Annotated in this window: 20 protein-coding genes and 1 tRNA gene; 9 read left to right on the forward strand and 12 right to left on the reverse strand. The window is 70.5% G+C overall.

All coding sequences use genetic code 11. The features are described from left to right. Window positions 1–70 precede the first annotated feature (70 nt). A tRNA-Asn gene (locus ABH927_RS07250) sits at window positions 71–143 on the reverse strand. A gap of 155 nt (window positions 144–298) precedes the next feature. Between ABH927_RS07250 and ABH927_RS07255 the strand changes: the two genes are divergently transcribed. After that, complete coding sequence (locus ABH927_RS07255; protein WP_370019242.1) at window positions 299–604, forward strand: YtxH domain-containing protein; 306 nt, start codon at window positions 299–301, stop codon at window positions 602–604. A gap of 246 nt (window positions 605–850) precedes the next feature. Here the strand turns inward: ABH927_RS07255 and ABH927_RS07260 are convergent, their stop codons facing one another. From ABH927_RS07260 to dnaG, 3 genes are all read right to left on the reverse strand, one after another. Continuing rightward, entirely contained in the window at window positions 851–1,369 is a 519-nt protein-coding gene (locus ABH927_RS07260; RefSeq protein ID WP_370019244.1) for a hypothetical protein, read from the reverse strand. A gap of 162 nt (window positions 1,370–1,531) precedes the next feature. After that, window positions 1,532–2,638 carry an RNA polymerase sigma factor RpoD gene (rpoD, locus tag ABH927_RS07265; RefSeq protein ID WP_370019245.1) on the reverse strand — a complete coding sequence of 369 codons (1,107 nt, stop codon included), beginning with the start codon at window positions 2,636–2,638 and terminating at the stop codon, window positions 1,532–1,534. A 179-nt stretch (window positions 2,639–2,817) separates the two neighbouring features. Then, the gene (dnaG, locus tag ABH927_RS07270) at window positions 2,818–4,725 is read right to left on the reverse strand and encodes a DNA primase (RefSeq protein ID WP_370019678.1); all 1,908 of its coding nucleotides are present in this window, start codon (window positions 4,723–4,725) and stop codon (window positions 2,818–2,820) included. Window positions 4,726–4,871: 146 nt separating this feature from the next. On the opposite strand from dnaG, the gene ABH927_RS07275 reads away from it, so the two are divergent. Beyond that, on the forward strand, window positions 4,872–5,699 hold the full coding sequence (locus ABH927_RS07275; protein ID WP_370019247.1) for a M23 family metallopeptidase: 828 nt from the start codon (window positions 4,872–4,874) through the stop codon (window positions 5,697–5,699). 7 nt (window positions 5,700–5,706) lie between these two features. Here the strand turns inward: ABH927_RS07275 and ABH927_RS07280 are convergent, their stop codons facing one another. Together ABH927_RS07280 and ABH927_RS07285 are read right to left on the reverse strand one after the other, a co-directional pair. After that, the gene (locus ABH927_RS07280; protein WP_370019249.1) at window positions 5,707–6,948 is read right to left on the reverse strand and encodes an NAD(P)/FAD-dependent oxidoreductase; all 1,242 of its coding nucleotides are present in this window, start codon (window positions 6,946–6,948) and stop codon (window positions 5,707–5,709) included. A gap of 86 nt (window positions 6,949–7,034) precedes the next feature. Beyond that, window positions 7,035–8,321 carry a deoxyguanosinetriphosphate triphosphohydrolase gene (locus ABH927_RS07285; RefSeq protein ID WP_370019251.1) on the reverse strand — a complete coding sequence of 429 codons (1,287 nt, stop codon included), beginning with the start codon at window positions 8,319–8,321 and terminating at the stop codon, window positions 7,035–7,037. Window positions 8,322–8,568: 247 nt separating this feature from the next. Between ABH927_RS07285 and ABH927_RS07290 the strand changes: the two genes are divergently transcribed. Continuing rightward, window positions 8,569–10,458 carry a S8 family peptidase gene (locus ABH927_RS07290; protein WP_370019253.1) on the forward strand — a complete coding sequence of 630 codons (1,890 nt, stop codon included), beginning with the start codon at window positions 8,569–8,571 and terminating at the stop codon, window positions 10,456–10,458. Between the two features lie 215 nt (window positions 10,459–10,673). Here the strand turns inward: ABH927_RS07290 and ppdK are convergent, their stop codons facing one another. Next, window positions 10,674–13,310: a pyruvate, phosphate dikinase gene (ppdK, locus tag ABH927_RS07295; protein WP_370019255.1), complete on the reverse strand. Its 2,637-nt coding sequence runs from the start codon at window positions 13,308–13,310 to the stop codon at window positions 10,674–10,676. 370 nt (window positions 13,311–13,680) lie between these two features. On the opposite strand from ppdK, the gene ABH927_RS07300 reads away from it, so the two are divergent. After that, the gene (locus ABH927_RS07300) at window positions 13,681–15,162 is read left to right on the forward strand and encodes an alpha/beta hydrolase (protein ID WP_370019257.1); all 1,482 of its coding nucleotides are present in this window, start codon (window positions 13,681–13,683) and stop codon (window positions 15,160–15,162) included. A 75-nt stretch (window positions 15,163–15,237) separates the two neighbouring features. Here the strand turns inward: ABH927_RS07300 and ABH927_RS07305 are convergent, their stop codons facing one another. After that, entirely contained in the window at window positions 15,238–16,623 is a 1,386-nt protein-coding gene (locus ABH927_RS07305; RefSeq protein ID WP_370019259.1) for a glycine--tRNA ligase, read from the reverse strand. A 172-nt stretch (window positions 16,624–16,795) separates the two neighbouring features. Then, complete coding sequence (locus ABH927_RS07310) at window positions 16,796–17,134, reverse strand: antibiotic biosynthesis monooxygenase (protein ID WP_370019261.1); 339 nt, start codon at window positions 17,132–17,134, stop codon at window positions 16,796–16,798. A gap of 116 nt (window positions 17,135–17,250) precedes the next feature. On the opposite strand from ABH927_RS07310, the gene ABH927_RS07315 reads away from it, so the two are divergent. The 3 genes from ABH927_RS07315 to ABH927_RS07325 all read left to right on the forward strand — a co-directional run bounded on the left by ABH927_RS07315 (window position 17,251) and on the right by ABH927_RS07325 (window position 18,788). Further along, complete coding sequence (locus ABH927_RS07315; RefSeq protein WP_370019263.1) at window positions 17,251–17,709, forward strand: DUF6703 family protein; 459 nt, start codon at window positions 17,251–17,253, stop codon at window positions 17,707–17,709. A 45-nt stretch (window positions 17,710–17,754) separates the two neighbouring features. Further along, window positions 17,755–18,132, forward strand: a complete 378-nt coding sequence (locus ABH927_RS07320; RefSeq protein ID WP_370019265.1) for a Fur family transcriptional regulator — start codon at window positions 17,755–17,757, stop codon at window positions 18,130–18,132. Window positions 18,133–18,239: 107 nt separating this feature from the next. After that, on the forward strand, window positions 18,240–18,788 hold the full coding sequence (locus tag ABH927_RS07325) for a CGNR zinc finger domain-containing protein (protein WP_370019267.1): 549 nt from the start codon (window positions 18,240–18,242) through the stop codon (window positions 18,786–18,788). Between the two features lie 23 nt (window positions 18,789–18,811). Here ABH927_RS07325 and ABH927_RS07330 read toward each other — a convergent pair whose 3' ends face one another. Together ABH927_RS07330 and recO are read right to left on the reverse strand one after the other, a co-directional pair. After that, window positions 18,812–19,585 (reverse strand): isoprenyl transferase, encoded by a 774-nt coding sequence (locus ABH927_RS07330; RefSeq protein WP_370019268.1) that lies wholly within the window; start codon window positions 19,583–19,585, stop codon window positions 18,812–18,814. 30 nt (window positions 19,586–19,615) lie between these two features. Next, window positions 19,616–20,398 (reverse strand): DNA repair protein RecO, encoded by a 783-nt coding sequence (recO, locus tag ABH927_RS07335; protein ID WP_370019270.1) that lies wholly within the window; start codon window positions 20,396–20,398, stop codon window positions 19,616–19,618. A 218-nt stretch (window positions 20,399–20,616) separates the two neighbouring features. On the opposite strand from recO, the gene ABH927_RS07340 reads away from it, so the two are divergent. Together ABH927_RS07340 and ABH927_RS07345 are read left to right on the forward strand one after the other, a co-directional pair. After that, window positions 20,617–22,191 (forward strand): CDP-alcohol phosphatidyltransferase family protein, encoded by a 1,575-nt coding sequence (locus ABH927_RS07340; protein WP_370019272.1) that lies wholly within the window; start codon window positions 20,617–20,619, stop codon window positions 22,189–22,191. After that, window positions 22,188–22,895 (forward strand): DUF5941 domain-containing protein, encoded by a 708-nt coding sequence (locus tag ABH927_RS07345; protein WP_370019274.1) that lies wholly within the window; start codon window positions 22,188–22,190, stop codon window positions 22,893–22,895. The genes ABH927_RS07340 and ABH927_RS07345 overlap by 4 nt, the downstream gene beginning before the upstream one ends. Before the next feature lie 50 nt (window positions 22,896–22,945). Here the strand turns inward: ABH927_RS07345 and ABH927_RS07350 are convergent, their stop codons facing one another. Continuing rightward, window positions 22,946–23,635: a hemerythrin domain-containing protein gene (locus tag ABH927_RS07350; RefSeq protein ID WP_370019275.1), complete on the reverse strand. Its 690-nt coding sequence runs from the start codon at window positions 23,633–23,635 to the stop codon at window positions 22,946–22,948. Window positions 23,636–23,643 lie beyond the last annotated feature (8 nt).

Genomic DNA, 23,643 nt, shown 5'->3' on the forward strand with positions numbered 1-23,643 from the left:
TCGTCCCCCCAGACAAACACAAAAGCCCCGGCGCGGATGGTCGAAGACCATCAAGCAACCGGGGCCAACGCTCCCGCGATAGGACTCGAACCTATAACCTGCCGGTTAACAGCCGGCTGCTCTGCCGATTGAGCTACACGGGATTGCTGCTTGCGCTGCTCGATCCGGTCTTGCGGCCGTTCTTGCTGCGCGGAACTAGATTAGCGCACTCGGGGGGGTGCCTGTCACGTTCATTCGGCTTGGATAGATGCAGGCCTCCGGGGTAGGAGGGCGGAGAACACGAGCGCGGAGGTGGAAGATGCGGTACAAGGCGATGTTCGCCGCCGGGCTGGCCGTCGGCTACGTTTTGGGCACCCGAGCCGGACGTGAGCGGTACGAGCAGATCAAGCGCATGGCACAGCGAGTGGCGGACAGCCCTTCCGTCCAGGAAGCGGCGGGGCTGGTCGGGGCCCGGGCCTCGAAGGTGGCGGAGAAGGCCAAGGACCTCGCCGGTGACAAGTTCGGCGGCAAGGTGCCGTTTCTGAAGAGGCACGAGCCGTGGCAGGCCGAGAAGGTGGGCGCCGCCACCGGCTGGCCGGCCTCCGACGCCGACCGGATCACCTGACGATCCCCCACACAGCAGGACACAACAGGACACAGCAGGCCCCTGGCTCACGCCGGGGGCTTTCTGGTCCACCAACCTCGTGATCATGCATGATTTCCCACGCGCCCGGCCTACCTGCGCCGACACCTGTCGTGATCATGCACACGTTCCCACTGTCAACCGCTGAGCTGCCCGGACGCTATCCGTGATCATGCGCGGCGTCGTTACTCCGCACCTGCGAAGTGCACGATCATGCCCCCGACATCCTCAGACGCCGAGGCTTCGCCGTACCTCTTCGAGGGCCTGCTCCGCGAGAGCGCGCAGGCCTGGGTCGGCGGGGTCCAGGCCGGGGTCGAAGATGAACTCCCAGCGCGGCGCGTCGTAGCCGGGGACGCGGCGCGCTACCAGCCGCACTCCCCCGCGCGCACCGAGCGGCACGTGCCTGCTCGCCACGATCGACGCGGTGACCCGCTCTCGGATCGTCTCGGGCAGCAGACCGGGCTCGGGCAGCAGCGCCCGGTGGACGGCGCCGTCGGTCATCGTGACCGTCACGCCCTTCTCGTCCCACACGGCCTTGTCCATGAGGTGCCACGGCAGCCGGATGCCCCCCGGCAGGTGCAGCGCCTGTGTCGTGGCGACGTGGTAGTCGCCGCCCGGCGTGTGGGCGTGGCTGATCACGCGCTCGCGCGGTTCGAGCGCGAGAGCCGTACGGACCTCGGCGGGCAGCCGCCGTGACCCGAAGAGCCCCCCGGAGCGGCCGAAGATGGAAAGCTTGGAACCAGCCAACGAGCACCACCAGTGAGCGCGACCATCGATACCGGAAGGCTATCCGGCGTCCCGATGCCGGCCGCCGGGGCCCGGCTTGCCCCCTTCCAGATGTACGGCCGGCAAGGCGAAAGCCAGTGACCCGCCGATGGCACAGGTCACTGGCTTCGTTAGCTCACGACCTCAGTCCAGGTAGTCCCGGAGCATCTGGGCCCGGGTGGGGTGGCGGAGTTTGGCGAGCGTCTTGGACTCGATCTGCCGGATCCTCTCGCGGGTCACGCCGAACTCGCGGCCGACCTCCTCCAGTGTGCGGGGGTGGCCGTCGGCCAGGCCGAACCGGAGCTGGATGATCCGCTGCTCACGCTCGGACAGCGTCGCGAGGATGTCGTCGAGCTGGTCCTGCAGCATGATGAACGCGGCGGCCTCGATCGGCACCACGGCGTCGGCGTCCTCGATGAAGTCCCCGAGGTCGGAGTCCTCCTCGCCGATCGGCGACTGGAGCGAGACCGGCTCCTGGGCGATCCGCTGGATTTCCACGACGCGGTCGATGGGCAGGTCCATCTCCGCGGCGATCTCCTCGGGCGCGGGCTCGCGGCCGAGGTCCTGGTGGAGCTGCCGCTGCACGCGGACCAATTTGTTGATCGTCTCGACCATGTGAACTGGAATGCGAATGGTCCGCGCCTGGTCGGCGATGGCCCGGGTGATCGCCTGGCGAATCCACCAGGTCGCGTAGGTCGAGAACTTATAGCCCTTGGTGTAGTCGAATTTCTCGACGGCCCGGATCAGGCCGAGGTTGCCCTCCTGGATGAGGTCCAGGAAGAGCATTCCGCGCCCGACGTATCGCTTGGCGATGGAGACCACGAGCCGCAGGTTCGCCTCGATGAGCCGCTGCTTGGCCCGGACGCCCTCCCAGACGAGGTCCTCGAGCTCCGGCCGGGCGAGCCTGACGGCGGCGCTCTCGCAGAGCTTGTCCTCGGCGAACAGGCCGGCCTCGATGGCCTTGGCGAGCTCGACCTCCTCCTCGGCGGTCAGCAGCGGGACCCGGCCGATCTCTCGGAGATAGATCCTGACCAGGTCACTCGTTGGCGCGCGTTTGCCTACGTCCTCCTCGTCGGGCTTGCTGGGCTCCTCGTCGCCTTGCGGCTCGAGGACCTCAACCCCGTTCTCGGCGAGCATCCGCACGACGCGTTCCAGCGCGTCGGCGGGTAGCTCGGATCGGTCGAGCGCGGCGGCCACGTCGTCAACCGTGACGCTCCCGCGTTCCCTTCCCTTCGCGACGAGGTCCGCCACCTGATCTACCGATGGCGGCCTGCTTGGCAGCACCGATGCACCCACGGAACACAGTCTGCGGTATAGGGACCAGTAAATGGCAGGCCTATTTTTGTCACCCAAGGTAAGGCAGAAGTCAATACCGAATTGAGATCACAACATATGTTTGGCCGTTGGGAGATCTGGAAAGGGGAGTTTATTCAGGCCCCGGTGGCTCGCTCTCTCAACACGCGTCGCTGCTGTTCGAGGGCGACCAGTTCCCCGAAGAGCCGGTTGTACTCCTGCTGCTCCTCGACCGGGTTGAGCCGCTGCAGGCGTGACTTGACCTGGGTGATGGCCCGGCCCACCGCGACTTCCTGGAGCTTGGCCAGCACCGCCGTGCCGTACCGCTCCTCGCCGGTGACGTCGGCGCGGAGCGCCTCGACGGCGAAGCGCGTGACGAGCGACCGCAGATCGGCCCCCGGCTCGGCGGCGGACGCGTCGGACGAGGCCGACGAGATCCCGGTCTGGTTTAGCAGCCGGTCCACCCACTCGCGGCCGCCCGGTCCCCCGGAGGCTGTGCCCCCGGCGGCCATCACGAGCCCGTAAAGCGCGACGTGCTCGGGCAGCGTGAAGGCCCCCGGGCCGAGGGCGTCGAACTCGGGGCCGAGCAGCGCCGGACGCTGCACGGCGAGTTTGAGCGCCTCCGCCTCCAGTCGCACGGCGGGGTCGACGGGCTCCTCCCGCCGCTGGACGGCCGCCCGCCCCCGGCCCTGCTGCCCCTGCCCGCGCTGGAGGGGCTGGCCGATGACCTGCTGGATCCGCTGGATGACGAAGCCCTCGTCCATGAAGCCGAGCCAGCGGTCGAGATCGACCACGTAGGTCTTGCGCAGCCCCGGATCCTTGATGCCGGCGACGACCGGGGCGACCGCGTCGAGCGCGCCGAGGCGGCCCTCGTTGGTGTTCAGGTCGTAGCGCGACAGGATGCTCCGGATCGCGAACGCGTACAGCGGCTCCCGGCTGGCGACGAGGTCCCGGACGGCGGCGTCGCCGTGCTTGACCCGCAGGTCGCACGGGTCGAGGCCGTCGGGCTGGACGGCGACATAGGTCTGGGTGACGAACTTCTGCTCGTCCTGGAACGCCCGCAGGGCGGCCTTCTGCCCCGCCGAGTCGCCGTCGAAGGTGAAGATCACCTCGCCGCGGAACTCGGCCTGGTCGAGCAGCAGCCGCCGCAGGACCTTGATGTGCTCCTCGCCGAACGACGTGCCGCAGGTGGCCACCGCCGTCGGCACCCCGGCCAGGTGGCAGGCCATCACGTCGGTGTACCCCTCGACGATGACCGCCTGGGACCGCTTGGCGATCTCCCGCTTGGCCAGGTCCACGCCGTACAGGACCGAGCTCTTGTGGTAGATCGGGCTGTCCGGCGTGTTCAGGTATTTGGGGCCGTCGTCGGAGTCGAGCAGCTTGCGCGCGCCGAACCCGATCACGTCACCGGTGATGTCCCGGATCGGCCAGACCAGGCGGCCGCGGAACCGGTCGATCGGCCCACGCCGGCCCTCCCGCGCGAGGCCGCCCTTGATGAGCTCCTGCGAGGTGAAGCCTCGGGCCATCAGGTGCCGCGACAGCGCCTCCCACTCCGCGGGGGCGTAGCCGACGCCGAACCGCTCGGCGTCCACCCGCTCGAAGCCTCGCTCGGACAGGAAGCGCCTGCCGGGCGCCGCGTCCGGGGTGGAGAGCTGAGCGGCGTAGAACTCGGCGGCCGCCCGGTGGGCCTCGATGAGCCGGAGCCGCTCCCCCTGCTCGCGGCCCGGCACGTAGCCGCCCTGCTCGTAGCGGAGCTGGATGCCGGCCCGCTGCGCCAGCCGCTCCACGGCCTCGGAGAACGAGAGGTTCTCGATCTTGCGGACGAACGTGATGACGTCGCCGCCCTCGGCGCAGCCGAAGCAGTAGTAGTACCCCCGGGCCGGCGTGACGTTGAACGACGGCGACTTCTCGTCGTGGAACGGGCACAGGCCCTTGAGGTTTCCCCCGCCGGCGTTGCGCAGCTGGATGTGCTCGCCGACGACGTCGGCGATCGCCGAGCGCTCCCGCACGAGCGCGATGTCCTCGTCACTGATCCGGCCACTCATCCGCCCTGCCACGCTCGCGAGTTTAGAGCCTGCCCACGACACCTCGGGCTGCGCCCGCCCCACAGGGACTTTGCCGATCCGGGTCGTGACAAATGCGAAGGTCCGTTACAAAGGAGAGGTTCGGTAACGTCAACCAGGTGGAGATCATGCGAAGACTGGCCGCCCTCACGAGCGCCGCGTGCCTGGCCGCGGCGTGCAGCGCGCCGGCCGGAGTGGCCGGCGTGAGCACGCTGCCGCCGGCGCAGCCCGTGACGAGCGGGGGTGGCGCCGCCACAGCCGCCGCCGACCCGTCCCACATGGTGGCGGTTGCCCCGCCACCCGGCGACGCTCCCGTACGGCTTCCGCCGCCCACGCTGTCGCGCTTCACCTACAGGTTCCCGGTCAAGGGCTGCAGGGCGTCGTACTCCCGCAAGCTGCTGGTCCTGCCGAAGACCACGATCTGGGCGGGCAAGGGCTGCGCGTTCGTCTCCCCCGTCGACGGCGTGGTCCACGAGGTCAACGTCAAGAACCTCTGGAAGCCCTCCACCGACCGCGGGGCGGACAGGGAGGGCCGGTTCGTCTCCGTCCTGGGCGAGGACGGCGTGCTCTACCTGGGCGGCCACCTCGACTCGGTCGAGCCGGCCGTACGGGCCGGAACCCACGTCAAGGCCGGGCAGCAGCTCGGCCGGATAGGCAACTCCGGCAACGCGCGCGACATGGCGAGCAACCTCTACTTCGCCGTCTCGTGGCCCACGCCGTCCCAGTACTGGTGGGTCCGCCGGGGCATGGTCGAGCCCTGGCCGTACCTCGACGCGTGGTACGACGGGAACGCGACGCTGTCGCCGCGCAAGGCCACGCTCGCCATGCGCAGGCACGTCGGCGCGCTCCCGCGCTGCGTCCAGCTCTGCACGTCGAAGTCCCCGGTCCCGGCCAAGGAGACCAAGCCGCCGAAGGACGACACCGACGACACCCGCGTGGTGATCCCCTTGAACTGAATCCCTCCTACCCCAGGAGGCCGGAGAGAGGGATCTCCGGGTCGGCCAGGCGGCCGAGGTCAACGGCCCTGCCCGCCTGCCCGGCCCGGACGAGGGCCTGGATGTCGTCCGTCACGTCCCACACGTTGACGTTCATGCCCGCGAGCACGCGCCCGTCCTTCGTCACCCAGAAGACGAGGAACTCGGGCGTCGCACCGTCCCTGAGCGCCGGGTCGCCCCGGAAGACGACCTCGTCGTGCCCGGCGAGGTCGCCGGAGAACTCCATGCCGAGATCGAACTGGTCGGTGTAGAAGTACGGCACGCGGTCGTAGACGACCTCCTGGCCCAGCATCGCCCGCGCCGCGGCCGGTCCGCCGTTCAGCGCGTTGGCCCAGTGCTCCACCCTGATCCGGCGGCCGAGGAGCGGATTGGCCGCCTCCGCGACGTCCCCGGCCGCGTAGATGTCGGGGTCGGACGTGCGCAGCGACGCGTCCACGACGATGCCCTCCGCGACCTCCAGCCCCGCGCTCCGGCCGAGCTCGACGTTGGGCGTCGCGCCGATGCCGGCGACGACGTGATCGGCGGGCAGCACCTCGCCCGCCGTGGTGACGACCTCGCGCACGCCGGACGTCTCCCGCAGGGCGCTCACCGAGGCCCCGAGCCGGAACTCGACGCCATGCGCCCGGTGGACGGCGGCGAAGATCTCGCCGACCTCCGTCCCGAGCGCCCGGTGGAGCGGGGCCGGGCCCGGGGCCACCACGGTCACCTCGCAGCCGGCCTGGCGGGCGGCGGCGGCCGTCTCCAGCCCGATCCATCCGGCCCCGACGACCACCACGCGGCCCCCGCTCGCGAAGGCCTCCCGCAGCGCCTTGCTGTCCGCGACCGTCCTCAGGTAGTGGACCCCCTCCAGGTCGCCGCCGTCCACCGCGAGCGGCCGGGGGGTCGCGCCGGTCGCGATCAGGAGCTTGTCGTACGGCTGGCTCTCCCCCGAGTCGAGGTGGACGAGGTGACCCTGGGGGTCGATGCCCGTGGCGGTGATCCCCAGCCGGAGGTCGACGTCGTGGGCGGCGTACCAGCCGGACTCGTGCACGTAGACCTTCTCCAGGTCCGTCGCGCCCTGCAGGTAGCCCTTGGAGAGCGGCGGACGCTCGTAGGGACGCTCGCGCTCGGCACCGATGAGCACGATCCTCCCGCTGAAGCCCTCCTCGCGCAGGGTCTCAGCCGCCTTCGCCCCCGCCAGGCTCGCACCGATGATCACGTATGTCGACATTGGGTCCTCCTTCGGTGCCGACCGTAACGCAGGACCCCCGGCGCGGATGAGCCGGACCGTGTTTCCCTTAAAACGGGCGCCTGTCGTCAGCCGCGGGCCGAGAGGCGGCGATGCCAGGCCATCGCGGACGCGTCGGTGAGCGACGCGATCTGGTCCACGACCACGCGCAGCCGCTCGGCGTCGCCGGAGGCGTTCTCGAACATGGGACGCAGGGCGGGCTCCAGCGTCGCCGGGGCGCCCAGCATGATCAGCGAGCCCAACTCGGCGATCAGCTCGCGCTGCCTCGCCTGGGTGGCGTGGTGGTCGGCGCGGGACATGACGTAGTAAGCGGTGACGCCCTTCAGCAGCGCGCACTCCAGCCGCGTGGTCCTCGGCACGACGAGGTCCATCGAGTGGCGTCCCGAGATGGCTCCCCCGGCCGGAACGACGCGACAGCCGTACACCTCGCGGGTGGCCTCCTGCGCGGACCTGCAGAATCGGCCGATGAGCGCGCTGGTGAGGCGTTTGAGCGCGGCGAGGTCCACCAGCCCGGCGTCGAACCGGCCCGGCCAGAGCGGCTCGGCCACCAACCGGCCGAAGATCTCGGCCAGCTCGTTCAGGTCGGCCTCGGGGGCGTACCACTCGCGGGTCAGGCGGCAGACCGCCAGCCGCTCGTCGGGGTCGCGCAGCGCCTCGGCCGTGACGTGGCCGGAGGTCAGCGCGTCCTCCAGGTCGTGGACCGAATAGGCCACGTCGTCGGCCCAGTCCATGATCTGCGCCTCGAAGCTGATCGTGTAGCCGGGCGTCCCCTCGCGGATCCACTGGAAGACGGGGAGATCGTCCGGATAGACGCAGTACGGCCGGCCCTCGCGGCCGTGCGGGACTCCCGGCACCTGGGAGGCATGGCTGGTCCAGGGATACTTGCAGACCGCGTCCAGCGTCGCCCGGGTCAGGTTGAGCCCGGCGCTGCGGCCGTCCTCGGTCATGACCTTGGCCTCCAGGCGGGTCAGCAGCCGCAGGTTCTGGGCGTTGCCCTGGAAGCCGCCGCATCGGGCGGCCATCTCGTCGAGCGCGACCTCCCCGTTGTGGCCGAAGGGCGGATGGCCGAGGTCGTGGGCGAGGCAGGCCGTCTCGACCAGGTCGGGATCGCGGCCGAGGACCTTGCCCATCTCCCGGCCGATCTGGGCGCATTCCAGCGAGTGCGTCAGCCGGGTGCGGGGGCTGTGCATGCTGTAGTAATCCGCCGGGGTGACCACCTGGGTCTTGGCCGCGAGCCTCCGCAGCGAGGCGCTGTGCAGCACCCGCGCCCGGTCCCGCTCGAACGCGCTCCGCTCGGGGTTCCCCGGGGGCTCGGGCACCCATCGTGCCTGGTCGTGCTCGTCGTAGCGGGTCATCCGTCCTCCTCCCCCGGCGGTTCCCGGCCCAGCGTTCCGGCTGCGGGGAGTGAACCGTACCCCTGTTCCTCTGACTTCACGACAAACACGCCGGAAACGCTGCCGGGCGGTCCGGCGGAGCGCTCTCTTCGCGCCCGCCATATCAACAAATTTCGCAACATCGGCGACTGAGGCCGGGTCAATCAGCATAAGTTGCCCCGTGTCCACCGTTCCCCCCGAACGTCCCCCCGACTGGAGGACCCCCAGCATGAAGACGGTGCCCCTGCTCCTGAGGCTGACAGCCGCGGGAGCCGCTGCCGCGACGCTGCTCGCCGGCACACCCGCCGCGGCGGCCGACGACCCCGTCGGCACCATCCGGAAGGCGGACTCCCCCGACAGGATCCCCGGCGAGTACATCGTCGTCCTGAAGGACAACGCCGCCGTCCGCGAGCGGGGCGTGCCCGCCTCGGCGAGGAACCTGGCGGCCCGCCACGACGGCTCGGTCGGGCACGTCTTCACCCGGGCGGTGAAGGGCTTCTCGGTCAGCATGGACGAGACCGACGCCAAGAAGCTCGCGGCCAACGCGGACGTCGCCTACGTCGAGCAGGACCAGAAGGTCACGACAAGCGACACCCAGCAGGGCGCGACCTGGGGCCTGGACCGCATCGATCAGGCCGCCCTGCCGCTCAGCGGCACGTACACCTACACGACCACCGCCGCGAACGTGCACGCCTACATCATCGACACCGGCGTGCTCACCACCCACGGCGACTTCGGCGGCCGGGCGTCCAGCGGGCACGACTTCGTCGACAACGACTCCGACGCGAGCGACTGCAACGGGCACGGCACCCACGTGGCCGGCACGGTCGGCGGCGCGACCTACGGGGTCGCCAAGGGCGTCAAGCTCGTCGCCGTCCGAGTGCTCGACTGCGCGGGCAGCGGCACCACCTCAGGCGTCATCTCCGGCGTCGACTGGGTGACGGCCAACGCCGTCAAACCGGCCGTCGCCAACATGAGCCTGGGCGGCGGCGTCAGCAGCGCACTCGACAAGGCCGTGGCCAACTCCATCGCGTCAGGCGTCACGTACGGCATCGCCGGAGGAAACGAGGGCGCCGACGCCTGCGGCAGCTCCCCCGCCCGCGTCCCCGCCGCCATCACCGTCGGCGCGACGGCCAACGACGACACCAGGGCGTCGTGGTCCAACTACGGAAACTGTCTCGACCTCTTCGCGCCGGGGGTCTCCATCACCTCGGACTGGTTCACGGGCGCCGCCGCGACGAAGACGATCAGCGGCACGTCCATGGCGACCCCGCACGTGGTGGGCGCCGCCGCGCTCATCCTCGCGGCCAACCCCTCCCTCAGCCCCGCACAGGTCTCCTCGGCCCTCACGGCCGGCGCCACCCGGGGGGGCGTCAAGAGCCCGGGGACCGGCTCCCCCAACCTGCTGCTCTACACCGCGGGCACCTCGACGCCCACACCCACACCCACACCGACCCCGACACCTACTCCCACGCCGACCGTGACCCCCACCCCGACGCCCACGCCCACACCCACGCCGACCCCAACCGTGACCCCAACCGTGACCCCAACCGTGACCCCGACCCCGTCCCCGACCACGGGCACGGTGTTCTCGGACAGGTTCGAGACCGCCACCGGCTGGACGGCCAACCCCTCGGGCACCGACACCGCCACGCTGGGCAGGTGGGAGCTCGGCGACCCTGAGGCCGCCGGCTCCGGCGGGACGGCGACCCAGCTCGGCACGACCGTCAGCGGCACCCACGACCTGGTCACCGGCCGGCTCGCCGGGAGCAGCGCGGGCGCGTACGACGTCGACGGCGGCGTGACCTCGATCCGGTCCCCCGCCATCACGCTGCCGTCGTCCGGCACGCTCACGCTGCGCTTCAGCTGGTATCTCGCGCACCTGAACAACGCCACGAGCGCCGACTATCTCCGGGTCCGCGTGGTCGGCACCACAACGGCGACCGTGCTCAACCAGACGGGCGCGGCCAGGAACCGGGCCGCCTCGTGGGCCACGGCGACCGCCAACATCTCCGGCCAGGCCGGGCAGACCGTGCGCATCGTCGTCGACGCGGCGGACGCGGCCGGCGCCAGCCTGATCGAGGCGGCGATCGACGACGTGACGATCACCCGCTCCTAACCCAGCGTGATCATGCACGTGTTCCCGCATTCACCGTCCCACCCGGCACCGTGTGTGGCGTGATCATGCAGCGCCCCATCGGACGGGACGCTGCATGATCACCAAAAGTGGCGGCGCTGATCGGACCGGGTGCGGAGGAATCCATGCATGATCACGTTTCAGGGAACCCGACGTCGTCGCGCCGCCCGGGAAACCCTGCATGATCACGGCGAAGGTCAGCGGCTGTCGGATCCGGTGCTGGTCAGGGCAACCCGGCCCGCCTCCAGCCGCGCGACCGGGATGCGGAACGGCGAGCACGAGACGTAGTCGAGCCCGATCTCGTGGCAGAAGTGCACGGAGTCGGGATCGCCGCCGTGCTCGCCGCAGATGCCGAGCTTGAGGTCGGGCCTGGTCTTCCTGCCCTCCTCGGCGGCGATCCGCATGAGCCGGCCCACGCCGTCCCTGTCGATCGACTCGAACGGCGAGACGCCGAAGACGCCGAGATCGAGATACTTGCCGAAGAAGGCGCTCTCGACGTCGTCCCGCGAGAATCCCCAGGTCATCTGAGTGAGGTCGTTGGTGCCGAACGAGAAGAACTGGGCCGCCTCGGCGATCTGCCCGGCGGTCAGCGCGGCCCGCGGCACCTCGATCATCGTGCCGACGAGGGCCTCAACGCCCGCCTCCGCGAGGATCTCCAGCACCTCCTCCCGCACGATCTCCAGCTCCTGGACGGCGCCGACCAGCGGGATCATGATCTCGACCTTCGGGCCGGCGCTCCGCTTGGCCGCCGCCGCGATGGCCCGCACCTGCATCGCGAACAGGCCGGGAATGGCCAGGCCGAGCCGCACTCCGCGCAGGCCGAGCATCGGGTTCTGCTCGTGCAGCCGCTTGACGGCGTCGAGGAGCCTGCGGTCCTTCTCGGTCGCCCGGTCCCCGGCCAGGGCCACCTTGACCGACAGGTCGGTGAGGTCGGGCAGGAACTCGTGCAACGGCGGGTCGATCAGCCGGATGGTGACCGGCAGGCCGTCCATCGCCGCGAACAACCCGGTGAAGTCGGCCGTCTGCAGCGGTTCGAGCGCGTCCAGCGCTGCCTGCCGTTCCTTCGGCGTGACGGCCAGGATGAGGTCCTCGACGAGCTGCCGCCGGTCGCCCAGGAACATGTGCTCCGTACGGCACAGCCCGACGCCCTGGGCGCCGAACCGCCGGGCGCGGGCGGCGTCCTCCGGCGTGTCGGCGTTGGCCCGTACGGCGAGGCGGCGCGCGGAGTCGGCGTGAGTCATGATCCGGTCCACGGCGGCGACGAGGTCGTCGCCGGGCCGGCCGCCCTCGAAATACTCCACCACGGGCGAGGCGACCACGGGCACCTCGCCCAGGTAGACAGCCCCGTTGCCGCCGTCGATGGAGATGACGTCGCCCTCCTCGACCGTGATCCCGCCCGGCGCGGTGAACCGTCCGGCGCGGACGTCGACCTCCAGCTCCTCCGCGCCGCAGACGCAGGTCTTGCCCATGCCCCGGGCGACCACGGCGGCGTGCGAGGTCTTGCCGCCCCGCGAGGTGAGGACGCCCTGGGCCGCGATCATGCCGGAGAGGTCGTCGGGGTTGGTCTCACGGCGGACGAGGATGACCGCCTCCCCCCGGCCGGCCAGCTCGACGGCCCTGGCGGAGGTGAAGACGACCTTGCCCACGGCGGCCCCCGGCGAGGCGTTCATGCCGGTGGTGAGCCGCGTGTTTCCGGCGGTCGTGGAGAACCGGGGGAACATGAGCTGCGCGAGCTGGTCCCCGGTCACCCGCGTGACGGCCTCGTCCATGCCGATGAGGCCCTCGTCCACGAGCTGGGTGGCGATGCGGAAGGCCGCGCCCGCCGTCCGCTTGCCCACGCGGGTCTGCAGCATCCAGAGCTTGCCCCGCTCTACGGTGAACTCGATGTCGCACAGGTCGCGGTAGTGGTTCTCCAGCGTGGCCATGATGTCCAGCAGCTCGCGGTAGGCCGCCGGGTTGATCGCCTCCAGGTCCTGGAGCGGCACGGTGTTGCGGATCCCGGCGACGACGTCCTCTCCCTGGGCGTTCTGCAGGTAGTCGCCGTAGACACCCTGCTGTCCCGAGCCGGGGTCGCGGGTGAAGGCGACGCCGGTGCCGGAGTCCATGCCGAGGTTGCCGAAGACCATCGCCACCACGTTGACCGCGGTGCCGAGGTCGGTGGGGATGCGCTCCTGCCGCCGGTAGAGGACGGCGCGGGACGAGTTCCACGACTCGAACACGGCCATGATCGCCAGGTCCATCTGCTCGCGGGGGTCCACGGGGAACTCGCGGCCGCTCTCCGCGAGCACGATGCCCTTGTACGTCTCGACGAGCCGCTGAAGGTCGGCGGCGTCGAGGTCGGTGTCCTCCCGGTCGCCCTTCAGCTCGTCGAGCGCGCCCTCGAACAGCTCGCCCTCGATGTCCAGCACCGTCTTGCCGAACATCTGGATGAGCCTGCGGTAGGAGTCCCACGCGAAGCGCTCGTTGCCCGACTGCTTGGCGAGGCCGAGGACGGACTGGTCGTTGAGGCCGATGTTGAGGACCGTCTCCATCATGCCCGGCATGGAGAACTTGGCCCCGGACCTGACGCTGACCAGCAGCGGGTCGTCCGCGTCGCCCAGCCGCTTGCCCATCCGGCTCTCCAGGTCCGCCAGGTGGATCGCGATCTCGTCGCCGAGCCCGTACGGCATGCCGCCGTGGCCGAGGTAGTGACGGCACGCCTCTGTCGTGATCGTGAAACCGGGAGGCACCGGGAGACCGAGGTTGGTCATTTCCGCCAGATTGGCGCCCTTACCGCCGAGCAGGTCCTTGAGGTCCTTGTTGCCCTCGGTGAAGTCGTAAACGTACTTGGGCACGTGAGCTCCTTCGCGACTTCAAATTAAACGCGCGGATCGACCCCGCACCCGGACTCTACCGACGAAGAAGGCCATCAAACATCACACCCCAGCCGATAAGCCATATGGCCAGCTAGACGACACCGTAGAGGTCTAATCCACTACTTATCCCCGTAAAGATCGCTCGTTTTTCCATGGGCCTAGACCACTGGTATAAACCAATTTCGAGCATTGGGCGGATTCACCGCATGTTTCCCCGGTGTTAATTGGTTTAGACCATTCCCCGGCCATCCGGCAGGCGTCGCTATCGGTGAGTCCGCCCGACGGCGCCGCACGGCCGTACGGTATAAATGAACAACCCTCCGAATGACGTCGATTGTGGAGGGTGCTCGTGTCTCGCAGGGTCTGGCAGGTCGTGCTGGCGGGGATCGTGGGGCTCGGCTCGCTGGGGGTGGGAGCCACCGCCTGCGGGCCGGGGCAGGTCACGACCGCCGGTTACGCCACTCCTCACGACCCTCTGGCGTGGAAGCAGTGCGAGCAGGTCTCGACGGCGTCGGGCTTCCAGTGCGCGACGATGAAGGTGCCGCTCGACTACGCCAAGCCCGACGGGGAGAAGGTCGGGATCGCGCTGATCCGGCTCCGGGCGACCGACCCCGCCCAGCGGCTGGGCTCGCTGGTGTTCAACTTCGGCGGGCCGGGCGGCTCGGGGGTCTCCACGCTGCTCAACGCGGCGTCCGCCTTCGGGGTCCTCGGCCGGCGCTACGACCTGGTCAGCTTCGATCCCCGCGGCGTCGACCGCAGCAGCGGGATCCGGTGCCTGAGCGACCAGCGGATGGACCAGTACCTCACCGAGGAGCCCAGCGACAGCGTCGACAAGGAGACGGCCCTCCTCACCGAGTTCGCCAGGGGGTGCCAGCGGAACGCGGGCAGGATCCTTCCCTACGTCGGCACGATCAACGCGGCCCGCGACATGGAGTCCCTGCGCGACGCCCTGGGCGAGCCGCAGCTCAACTACTTCGGCTTCTCCTACGGCACCCACCTCGGGGCGGTCTACGCCACGCAATACCCGAAGAAGGTGGGCCGGATGGTGCTCGACGCGGCCCTCGACCCCACGGTGGGCCTGCTCGACATGGCGAAGACCCAGTCCCTCGGCTTCCAGCGGGCCTACGAGGACTACCTCGCCGACTGCGCGAAGACCAAGGTGAGCTGCCCGCTCGGGGCGGACCCCACCACGGCGAACGCGACCGTCCTCGGGCTCCTCGACACCCTCGGGCGTCAGCCGCTGAAGGTCGGCGCGCGCGAGGTCAACGCGACCGTCGCGAGATCCGGCATCACGCAGGCCCTGTACAGCAGGCTCGCCTGGCCGCTGCTCACCGAGGCGGTCAACGACGCGCGGAAGGGCGACGGGAGCGGCCTGCTCACACTGGCCGACGAGTACGCCGGGCGGCAGCCGAACGGCTCCTACTCGACCCTGCAGTTCTCCCTGCCCGCCGTGCTCTGCGCGGACCACACCGACCGGCCCACCGTGGCGCAGGCGGTGGGGCTGGCGGGCCGGCTCAGGAAGGCGACCCCGCTCTTCGCCGCCACCGCGTCGAGCTCCGGGATCTGCAGCGTGTGGCCGGTGCCCGGAGACGACGCCAACAAGCACATCGACGCCACGGGCTCCAAGCCGATCGTGGTGGTCGGGGTGACCCACGACCCGGCCACGCCGTACCAATGGGCGCCGAGCCTGACCAAGCAGCTCCGCACCGCTGTGCTGCTCACCCTCAACGGCGAGGGCCACGGCGCGTACGGCCAGAGCGCCTGCATCGACACGGCGGTCAACGCCTACCTGCTCGACGGCAGGGTCCCCGTCAACGGCCTCCGCTGCTGACCCTCGCCTGACAGAGCCCCGTACGCGAGAAGGCGCCTTCCTGGATCTCCCGGAAGGCGCCTTCTCGCGTGCTCGTCAGTCGTTGAGGTGCTGGCGGAGGTAGGACTCCACCTGGTCGAGGGCGACCCGCTGCTGGGCCATGGTGTCGCGCTCGCGGATCGTCACGGCCTGGTCCTGCGGGGTGCCGAAGTCGACCGTGATCGCGAACGGCGTGCCGATCTCGTCCTGGCGGCGGTAGCGGCGGCCGATCGCGCCCGCGTCGTCGAAGTCCACGTTCCACCGGCGGCGCAGCTGCGCGGCCAGGTCACGGGCCATCGGCGACAGGTCGGCGTTGCGAGACAGCGGCAGCACCGCGACCTTGACCGGCGCGAGCCGGTGGTCGAGCCGCATGACCGTGCGCTCCTCCATGACGCCCTTCGCGTTGGGCGCCTCGTCCACCGTGTAGGCGTCGAGGAGGAAGGTCAGCGCGGCCCGGTCCACACCGGCCGCGGGCTCGATGACGTACGGCACGTAGCGCTCGCCCGTGTCCTGCTCGAAGAACGACAGATCCGTGCCCGACGCCTTGCTGTGCGCCGTCAGGTCGAAGTCGGTGCGGTTGGCGATGCCCTCCAGCTCGCCCCACTCGGTGCCCGTGAAGTTGAAGCGGTACTCGATGTCCACGGTGCGCTTGGAGTAGTGGGACAGCTTGTCCTTCGGGTGCTCGTAGAGGCGCAGGTTGTCCTTGTTGATGCCGAGATCGACATACCACCGCAGGCGCTCGTCGATCCAGTACTGGTGCCACTCCTCGTCGGTGCCCGGCTTGACGAAGAACTCCATCTCCATCTGCTCGAACTCGCGGGTCCGGAAGATGAAGTTACCCGGGGTGATCTCGTTGCGGAACGACTTGCCCTGCTGGCCGATGCCGAACGGGATCTTCCTGCGCGCCGACTGCTGCACGTTCAGGTAGTTGATGAAGATGCCCTGGGCGGTCTCCGGCCGGAGGTAGGCCAGGCCGGACTCGTCCTCCACCGGGCCCAGGTAGGTCTTGAGCAGGCCGCTGAACTGCCTCGGCTGCGTGAACGCGCCCTTGTTGCCGCAGTTGGGACAGGTGATGTCGGCCAGGCCGCCCGCGGGCTCGCCGCCGTGCTTGGCGGCGTACGCCTCCAGGAGGTGGTCGGCCCGGAAGCGCTTGTGGCACGACTGGCACTCGGTCAGCGGGTCGGTGAAGGTCTCCACGTGGCCGCTGGCCTGCCACACCTCGGGGGCGAGGATCACGCACGAGTCGAGGCCGACGACGTCGTCGCGGCCCTGCACGACGGACTTCCACCACTCGCGCTTGACGTTGTTCTTCAGCTCGACACCGAGGGGCCCGTAGTCCCACGACGCCCGCAGACCGCCGTAGATCTCGCTCGACGGGAAGACCAGCCCGCGGCGCTTGGCGAGGCTGACGATCGTTTCCAAGACGTCGGTGCGACGTGCCATGAGTGGAACTCCATCCGGCTGGGTGTCGGCCCTGAGATCAGGTGTTCGGGATCGGTTTTCCGATCGGTGCGTCGATCGGGCGGGCCGGCCGGATCGCGTGCCGCAGGCGGCAAGAGGCTCGGCACCTGCCCGAATCTGTGCTCAAGCTTAGGGGAATCCGGCGGCCGTTCGCTCAGGCCTCGCCCGTGGTTCCCGCGCGATCGATCCCGGGAAGATCCCCCTCCGGGGTCTCCGGCAGGCCGTACACGCCCTCGAAGGCGCTCGGCTCGTTGATCATCAGGGTCATGAGCGGGTACATGGCCATCCGCGCGGCCGACAGCGCCCGGCGGTAGTAACCCGCGCCCTCCCACTCGCTGACCAGCGCCCACAGGGCCGGCTCGTCGACCGACCTGCCGACCTGGCCCCACAGGTAGCCGGGCTGGGCCGCCAGCACGTCGAGGATGTCGCGGGCCTGCGCCGTGAACTCCTCGGTCCTGGCGCCGGGCACCGAATAGCGGATCAGGGAGAGCATGCCGCCAAGCATGCCATCCATCCGGTACGGCCCGCATGAAGGGGCACATGAAGGGCGGATGAGGGGCCGCGGCATCGGCCCGGCCGGGGTGCGCCTTCGGGCGCTAGGCTCGACTCGTGGGAAGCGAAACCGATCCGACGCGCCGGCCCAGGGTCACGGCCCATCCCCTGGCGAGGAAGCCCGCCCCGGGGGCCCAGCCACGTGCCCAGCCACGTGCGCGGACGGGGGCAGGGGCGACAACAGGGCCGGGGCGGCCGCTGCCCGCGGGCGAGCAGTTCGTCACGCCCGGCGCGACGGGGCTCAGGAAGGCGGTCGAGCAGAAGAGCGCGACGCCCCTGGTGTTCCTGTTCCAGCTGCCGCGCTGGCTGGTCCCCGTCGTGATGGTCGCGCTGCTGCTCGCCGGCATGGTCGTCGCCGACTGGCGGGGCGCCCTCGCCGTGCTTCCCGTGCTGGGCTTCGTCGTCTGGCTGGCCTACCTGTCGTGGCCCTCGCTCCGGCTCGGCGGCCGGGTGCTCCGCGTGGCGGTCGTGACCTTCCTGCTGCTGCTCGCCGCCACGCGGCTCGGACTCCTGTGAGCATCGGTAGATTCGAAGTGGCCACGCCGTACACGGGAGTCCCTCATGAGTAAGAGCCGCGACGCCGTTCACGCGACCCTCCGCCAGAGCCGAGGGTTCCGGAGCGCTCAGGACGTGTTCACGAAGATGCGGGCGGACGGCGCGAAGATCGGCCTGACCACCGTTTACCGGGCGCTGCAGTCCCTGTCCGACGACGGCCGGGTCGACGTTCTGCGCACCGACGACGGCGAGTCCGTCTACCGGGCGTGCGAGAGCGACACCCACCACCACCATCTCGTCTGCCGCCGCTGCGGGCGCACGGTCGAGGTGGCCGGTCCCGACGTCGAGCGGTGGGCCGAGGTCGTCGGCGCGGAGCACGGCTTCACCGAGATCACCCACACCGTCGAGGTCTTCGGCACCTGCTCGTCGTGCGCGGCGGGGTGACGCGACGAGGTGACCGCCGCATGATCGTGACACGGATATGTGGTCATGTCGCCACGCCGGGCCGCCCCGAGAGGTACGCTGCCTGCGCCGGGAAATAGGGAGATGCCGTGCCGTTCAGCCATGACATGGTGTTCTCGCTGGCCACCGTGGTGGACCTGATCAACACCTCGCCCGCGGCAGGCGAGCGCGACGGGCTGGCCGGCGTCGAAGACCTCGAGGCGTTCGTGCGGCGCCGCCAGGTCAGCGGGGTGGCGGCGCTCACCCACCGCGACCTCGCCGAGGTCCGGGTGCTGCGGGACGCGTTCCACGAGGTCTTCACCGCCCCCGATCGGACGACGGCGGTCGCCCGGCTCAACACGCTGCTCGGCCGCACGCGGATCACGCCCAGCCTCACCGAGCACGACGGGTTCGCGCTGCACGTGCACTACTTCGCGCCCGGCGCGTCGATCGCGGAGCACCTCGCCGCGGACTGCGGCGTGGCCCTCGCCCACGTGCTGGTCGAGGACGAGTGGGAGCGGCTGCGCACGTGCGCCGCCCCCGGCTGCTCCCACGTGTTCGTCGACGAGTCGCGCAACCGGTCCCGCGTCTACTGCGACAGCCGCACCTGCGGCAACCGCATGCACGTCGCCGCGTACCGGGCCCGCAGGCGGGCCTGAGCCCGGCCATAACATAAGACGACTCAGCGGACCTCGTTCGGCAGGGCCCCGCCGTACCTTCTGTCGCGCTTGGCGTAGATCTCGCACGCCTGCCAGAGGTCGCGGCGGTCGAAGTCGGGCCAGAGCTGGTTGAGGAAGACCATCTCGGCGTAGGCGGCCTGCCAGAGCAGGAAGTTGGAGGTGCGCTGCTCGCCTGAGGAGCGCAGGAACAGGTCCACGTCGGGAATGTCAGGCTCGTCGAGGTAACGGGCGAAGGTCTGCTCCGACACTTTCCCCGGCTTGACCCGGCCCGCGGCGATGTCCTGCGCGAGCTTCACGGCGGCGTCCACGATCTCGGCCCGGCCGCCGTAGTTGACGCAGAACTGCAGCGTCAGCGTCGTGTTGCGCGTCGTCATGCGCTCGGCGTCCTGGAGCTCCTTGATGACGCTCTTCCAGAGCCGCCCGGGACGCCCGGCCCAGCGGACCCGGACCCCCATCGCGTTGAGCTCGTCGCGGCGGCGGCGGATCACGTCGCGGTTGAAGCCCATCAGGAAGCGGACCTCGTCGGGCGAGCGCTTCCAGTTCTCCGTGGAGAACGCGTACGCCGACAGATAGGGGATGCCCACCTCGATCGCGCCTTCGATGACGTCGAACAGCGACGCCTCGCCCATCTTGTGACCCTCGGTCCTGGGCAGGCCCCGGGCCTTGGCCCAGCGGCCGTTGCCGTCCATGACGATCGCGACGTGCCGGGGCAGAAGGTCGCGCGGGATGGCGGGCGGGGTCGCCCCGGACGGATGCGGAGTAGGAGGACGGACCATGCTCATGAGCGTATTGCGTGCCGCCGGGTCTCAGGTGCGCGAAATGTGCGGGTCCTGTGTGGATCGCCACCCGCCGTTCGCCGGCTCGTCCCGCTCGACGTGCCGCAGGGAGCGGATGCCGTGCTCCAGGTGCCACTGGAGGTAGGCCGCCACGAGGCCGCTGCACTCGGTGCGGTGCCGGGGCTCGGAGGAGTCGGCGGCCGGCCAGTCTCCCCGCAGCAGCGCGATCATCAGCGCGATCGTCTCGGCCGCGGGCACGGCCGCGCCCGTGGGACGGCAGCCGCCGCAGACCACGCCGCCGGCCACGATCGCGAAGGCCCGCACGGCGTCCGCGCCGCACCGGGCGCACTCCGACAGCGCGGGGGCGTAGCCCGCGACCGCCAGCGAGCGCAGGAAGTAGGCGTCGAGCACCAGCCGGGCCTCGTGGCCGCCCTCGACGAGCGTGCGCAGCCCTCCCACCAGCAGCAGGAACTGGCGCAGCGCGGGCTCCTTCTCCCCCATGGTCAGCCGGTCGGCGGTCTCCAGCATCGCGGTCCCGGCGGTGTAGCGGGGATAGTCGCTCACGAGCGCCTCGCCGTACGGGCGGATGGTCTCGACCTGGGTGATCACGTCGAGCGTCCGGCCGGCGTGGAGCTGCAGATCGACGTGGGAGAACGGCTCCAGCCGCGCGCCGAACCGCGACATGGTCTTGCGCACGCCCTTGGCGACGCCGCGGACCTTGCCCGTGCGTTTGGTGAGGATCGTGATGATGCGGTCGGCCTCGCCCAGCTTCTGGGTGCGAAGCACGACGCCCTCGTCACGGTAAAGACTCACACGGCCATCCTACGAGCACCCCAAATGGTGAAATTTCGGTAAGGATCTGATCTCTCCCACTCCGGCGGAACCGGCCACAAGCTGGACATCAGGTGTCCATACGGTAAACCTGGGATGCGACGGCTTGACCGAAAGCTCACTAAGCTTTGGCCTCCGGCGGAGTTCCCCGCGCCGGTCAAGCCGTACGGCCTGATCCCCCCGCTGCGTGAAAGGGTGCCATGACCCGCGTGGTCCTGCTGGGCTCGCCGCCCGGCCCGATCGGTCCTCCGCCCCCGGGCGGCCAGCCCGTCCTGCCGACGGACATCACCCTTACATCCCTCGCCGGACAGCCCACCGCGTACGGCAGGCTGCTGGGGCAGCTCACCTCTCTCGACCCGGCGCCCGTGACGATCGCCCGGCCGGGCGACGCTCCGTCCTACCGGGAGCACCCCGGGCGGGTCGTGGAGAGCACGGACGTCGCCGGGGATCTGCGCGCGCTGGCCGACGCGGTCGAGGGCGCGACGGACAACCTGCTGATCCTCCCCGCCGAGTCGCTGGTGCACGACGAGCTGATCTACCAGATCACCAAGGCCAAGCGGGCCGCCATCGCGCTGATCCTCCGGGAGGAGACCGAAGGGGAGGAGCCGCCGATCGAGGATGCGGTGCCCGAGATCGGGCGGAAGGTCATGGAGGGCCTGCCGCAGCGCGCCCGGGCCGGCCGCGGCCGCGTCGTCTCGGTCGGCACGGCATACCACGCCGTGACCCGGCCGAACGCGGTCCTGCTCGGGCCCTTCCACCTTCACCAGCGGCACGCCGCCGTCCTCGCCGAGGCCGCCCGCGAGCTGGCGGACATGGCCCACCTGTTCGGGCCCGAGGACGACGTGACCGAGCTGCTCGTCCTCGGTCTCGTACGGCGGGGCGTGTCCGTGGGCGTCCGCGGCCGCCGCGACCTGTTCTACCGGCGGGTCCGGACCCAGTGGGAGGCCGACGAGGCCCTGGCGGAGATGGCCGGGTTCGACGAGGACCGGGCGCGGCTCGACAACGCCGTGAAGGGCGCCGACGGCTTCTTCACCACCTTCTTCGTCAGCACCTACTCCCGGTTCATCGCCCGGTGGGCGGCCCGGCGGGGGCTGACCCCCAACCAGGTCACGCTGATCTCGATCTTCCTCGGCCTGCTGTCCGCTGCCGCCTTCGCCACCGGCACCCGCTGGGGCGCGGTCGCGGGCGGCGTGCTGATCTACTTCGCGTTCGTGTTCGACTGCGTCGACGGCCAGGTCGCCAGGTACGCGCGGAAGTTCGGCGTGCTCGGCGCCTGGCTGGACGCCACATTCGACCGGTTCAAGGAGTACGCCGTCTTCGTCGGCCTCGCCGTGGGTGCCACCGTGTCCGGGAAGTTCGGCGACGGCGAGGGCGTGTGGACGCTGGCTCTGGTCGCGCTGGGCCTCCAGACGGTCAAGCACCTGCTCGACTTCTCGTTCGGCGCCGCCAACCGGCGCAAGCCGCCCGCGCCGCTGCCGACGCTGGCGCTGTCGGCCGCCGACGACGGCCCGCTGCGCAGGGCGCTGGAGAACCGCAAGGTCACCCAGAGCACCGGCATCCGCGGCCTGCTGCGGCTCTGGTCGAGGGCCGGCAGGTTCCGCGCCGTGCACTGGGCCCGCAAGATGATCGTGTTCCCCATCGGCGAGCGCTTCGCCGCCATCGCGATCACCGCCGCCTTCTTCGACCCCCGTGTCACCTTCCTCACGCTGGTGATCTGGGGCGGCGTCGCTGCCACCTACACCCTGACCGGACGTCTTCTGAGGTCTCTCGCATGATCACCCAGCCGCAGGTCACCGCCATCCCCGACCCCGACGAGGAGCGCCGCCGCATCCAGACCGAGCGGCTGCTGGCCTACCGCGACGACGGCCCGCTCGTCGCCGCGCTGAAGGGGCGCCTCGGCCCCGGCCTGCCGCCCGTTCCCGCGATGCTCGTGGCGCTGGCCACCGTCGTCGTCCTGGCGGTCACCGGGACCCTCGGCAAGGGCCCGATCCTGCTGGTTCCCGTGCTGGTGATCGTCGCCCTGGTCGTCCCGACGGCGCCGCGCGACCACCTCGGGCGGTTGGACTGGCTGATCCCACCGCTGCTGCGCGGAACCGAGTTCCTCACGATCATCCTGCTCGGTCTGGCCGCGGACACGCCCAAGTGGCTGCTGTTCGTACTGCTCTACATCGTCGGCTACCACACGTACGACACCGTGTATCGGACCAGGCAGGGGATCTGGCCGCCGGCCTGGGTGTTCCGGGCGGGGCTGGGCTGGGAGGTCCGCCTGCTGCTCCTCGGCGTGGGCGCGGCGACGGGCCTGCTGACCCCGGTGGCGGCGGTCCTCACGGCCTACCTCGTCGTGCTGTTCTCGGTGGAGAGCGTGGTGAGCTGGGTGCGCCTGGACAAGGCCTCCGCCCAGGCCCAGGCCGATCAGGACCTGGAGCAGTCGCCGGAGGACGCGGCCGAGCAGGCCACCGGCGACGCGGACGCCGCCTGACCGCGAACCAACCCCCCAACTAACCGACCCGACCGACCCGACCGACCCGACTAACCGGACTGGCCGCGAACCTGGCGGGCCCGGCGGGCGTACTTGCGCCGGCCGACGGTCCGCCAGACGAGCCGGGCCAGCAGCGGGAGGCCGCCGAGCAGCTCCGCGCGCTCCTCCGGGGTCGCCTCCTCGAGGAGGGCGCCGAGGAAATACAGCAGCTTGTCCTTGGGGGTCTCGGTGGCGAACCGGCCGCCCAACTCCGCCCACTCGTCGGCGGTGAGGTGCTCCTCGGCCAGTGGGAGGATGTGGATCTCCTCCTCCCCCAGGTGCTCGACCAGGGCCGCCCGGTGGCCGGTCAGCGCGAGGGCGATCTGGTCCCGCACCGGCGCGGCGGCCGTGCGTTCCCACTCCGGTAGCAGCCCGGCGACCTGGTCGAGGGTGGCCGAGATCGTCTCGTGCTGGGCCTCCATGCGCAGGACCAGGTCGGCCTCCATGTCGACCCGGGCCAGCAGCTTGGGCCAGAGCAGGTCGTCCTCGGCGGAATGATGGTGGTGCAGGCCCAGCGCGTAGTCGCGGAAGTGCCCGGCGAGGACCCGGGCCCGTCCGGCGTCCCCCTCGGACACCGCCGGCACGAGCTCGGCCAGCAGGCGGGACTCGCGGCGGAACACACGGTGGACGACGAGCATGTCGTGGGTGTCCGGACGGGTGTGGGCGGCACCGTGGGCGGCACCGTGGGCGGCGGGGGTCATCTTCGTCT

The sequence above is a fragment of the Planotetraspora sp. GP83 genome (assembly GCF_041262585.1).
Classification (GTDB): Bacteria; Actinomycetota; Actinomycetes; order Streptosporangiales; family Streptosporangiaceae; genus JAOEGB01.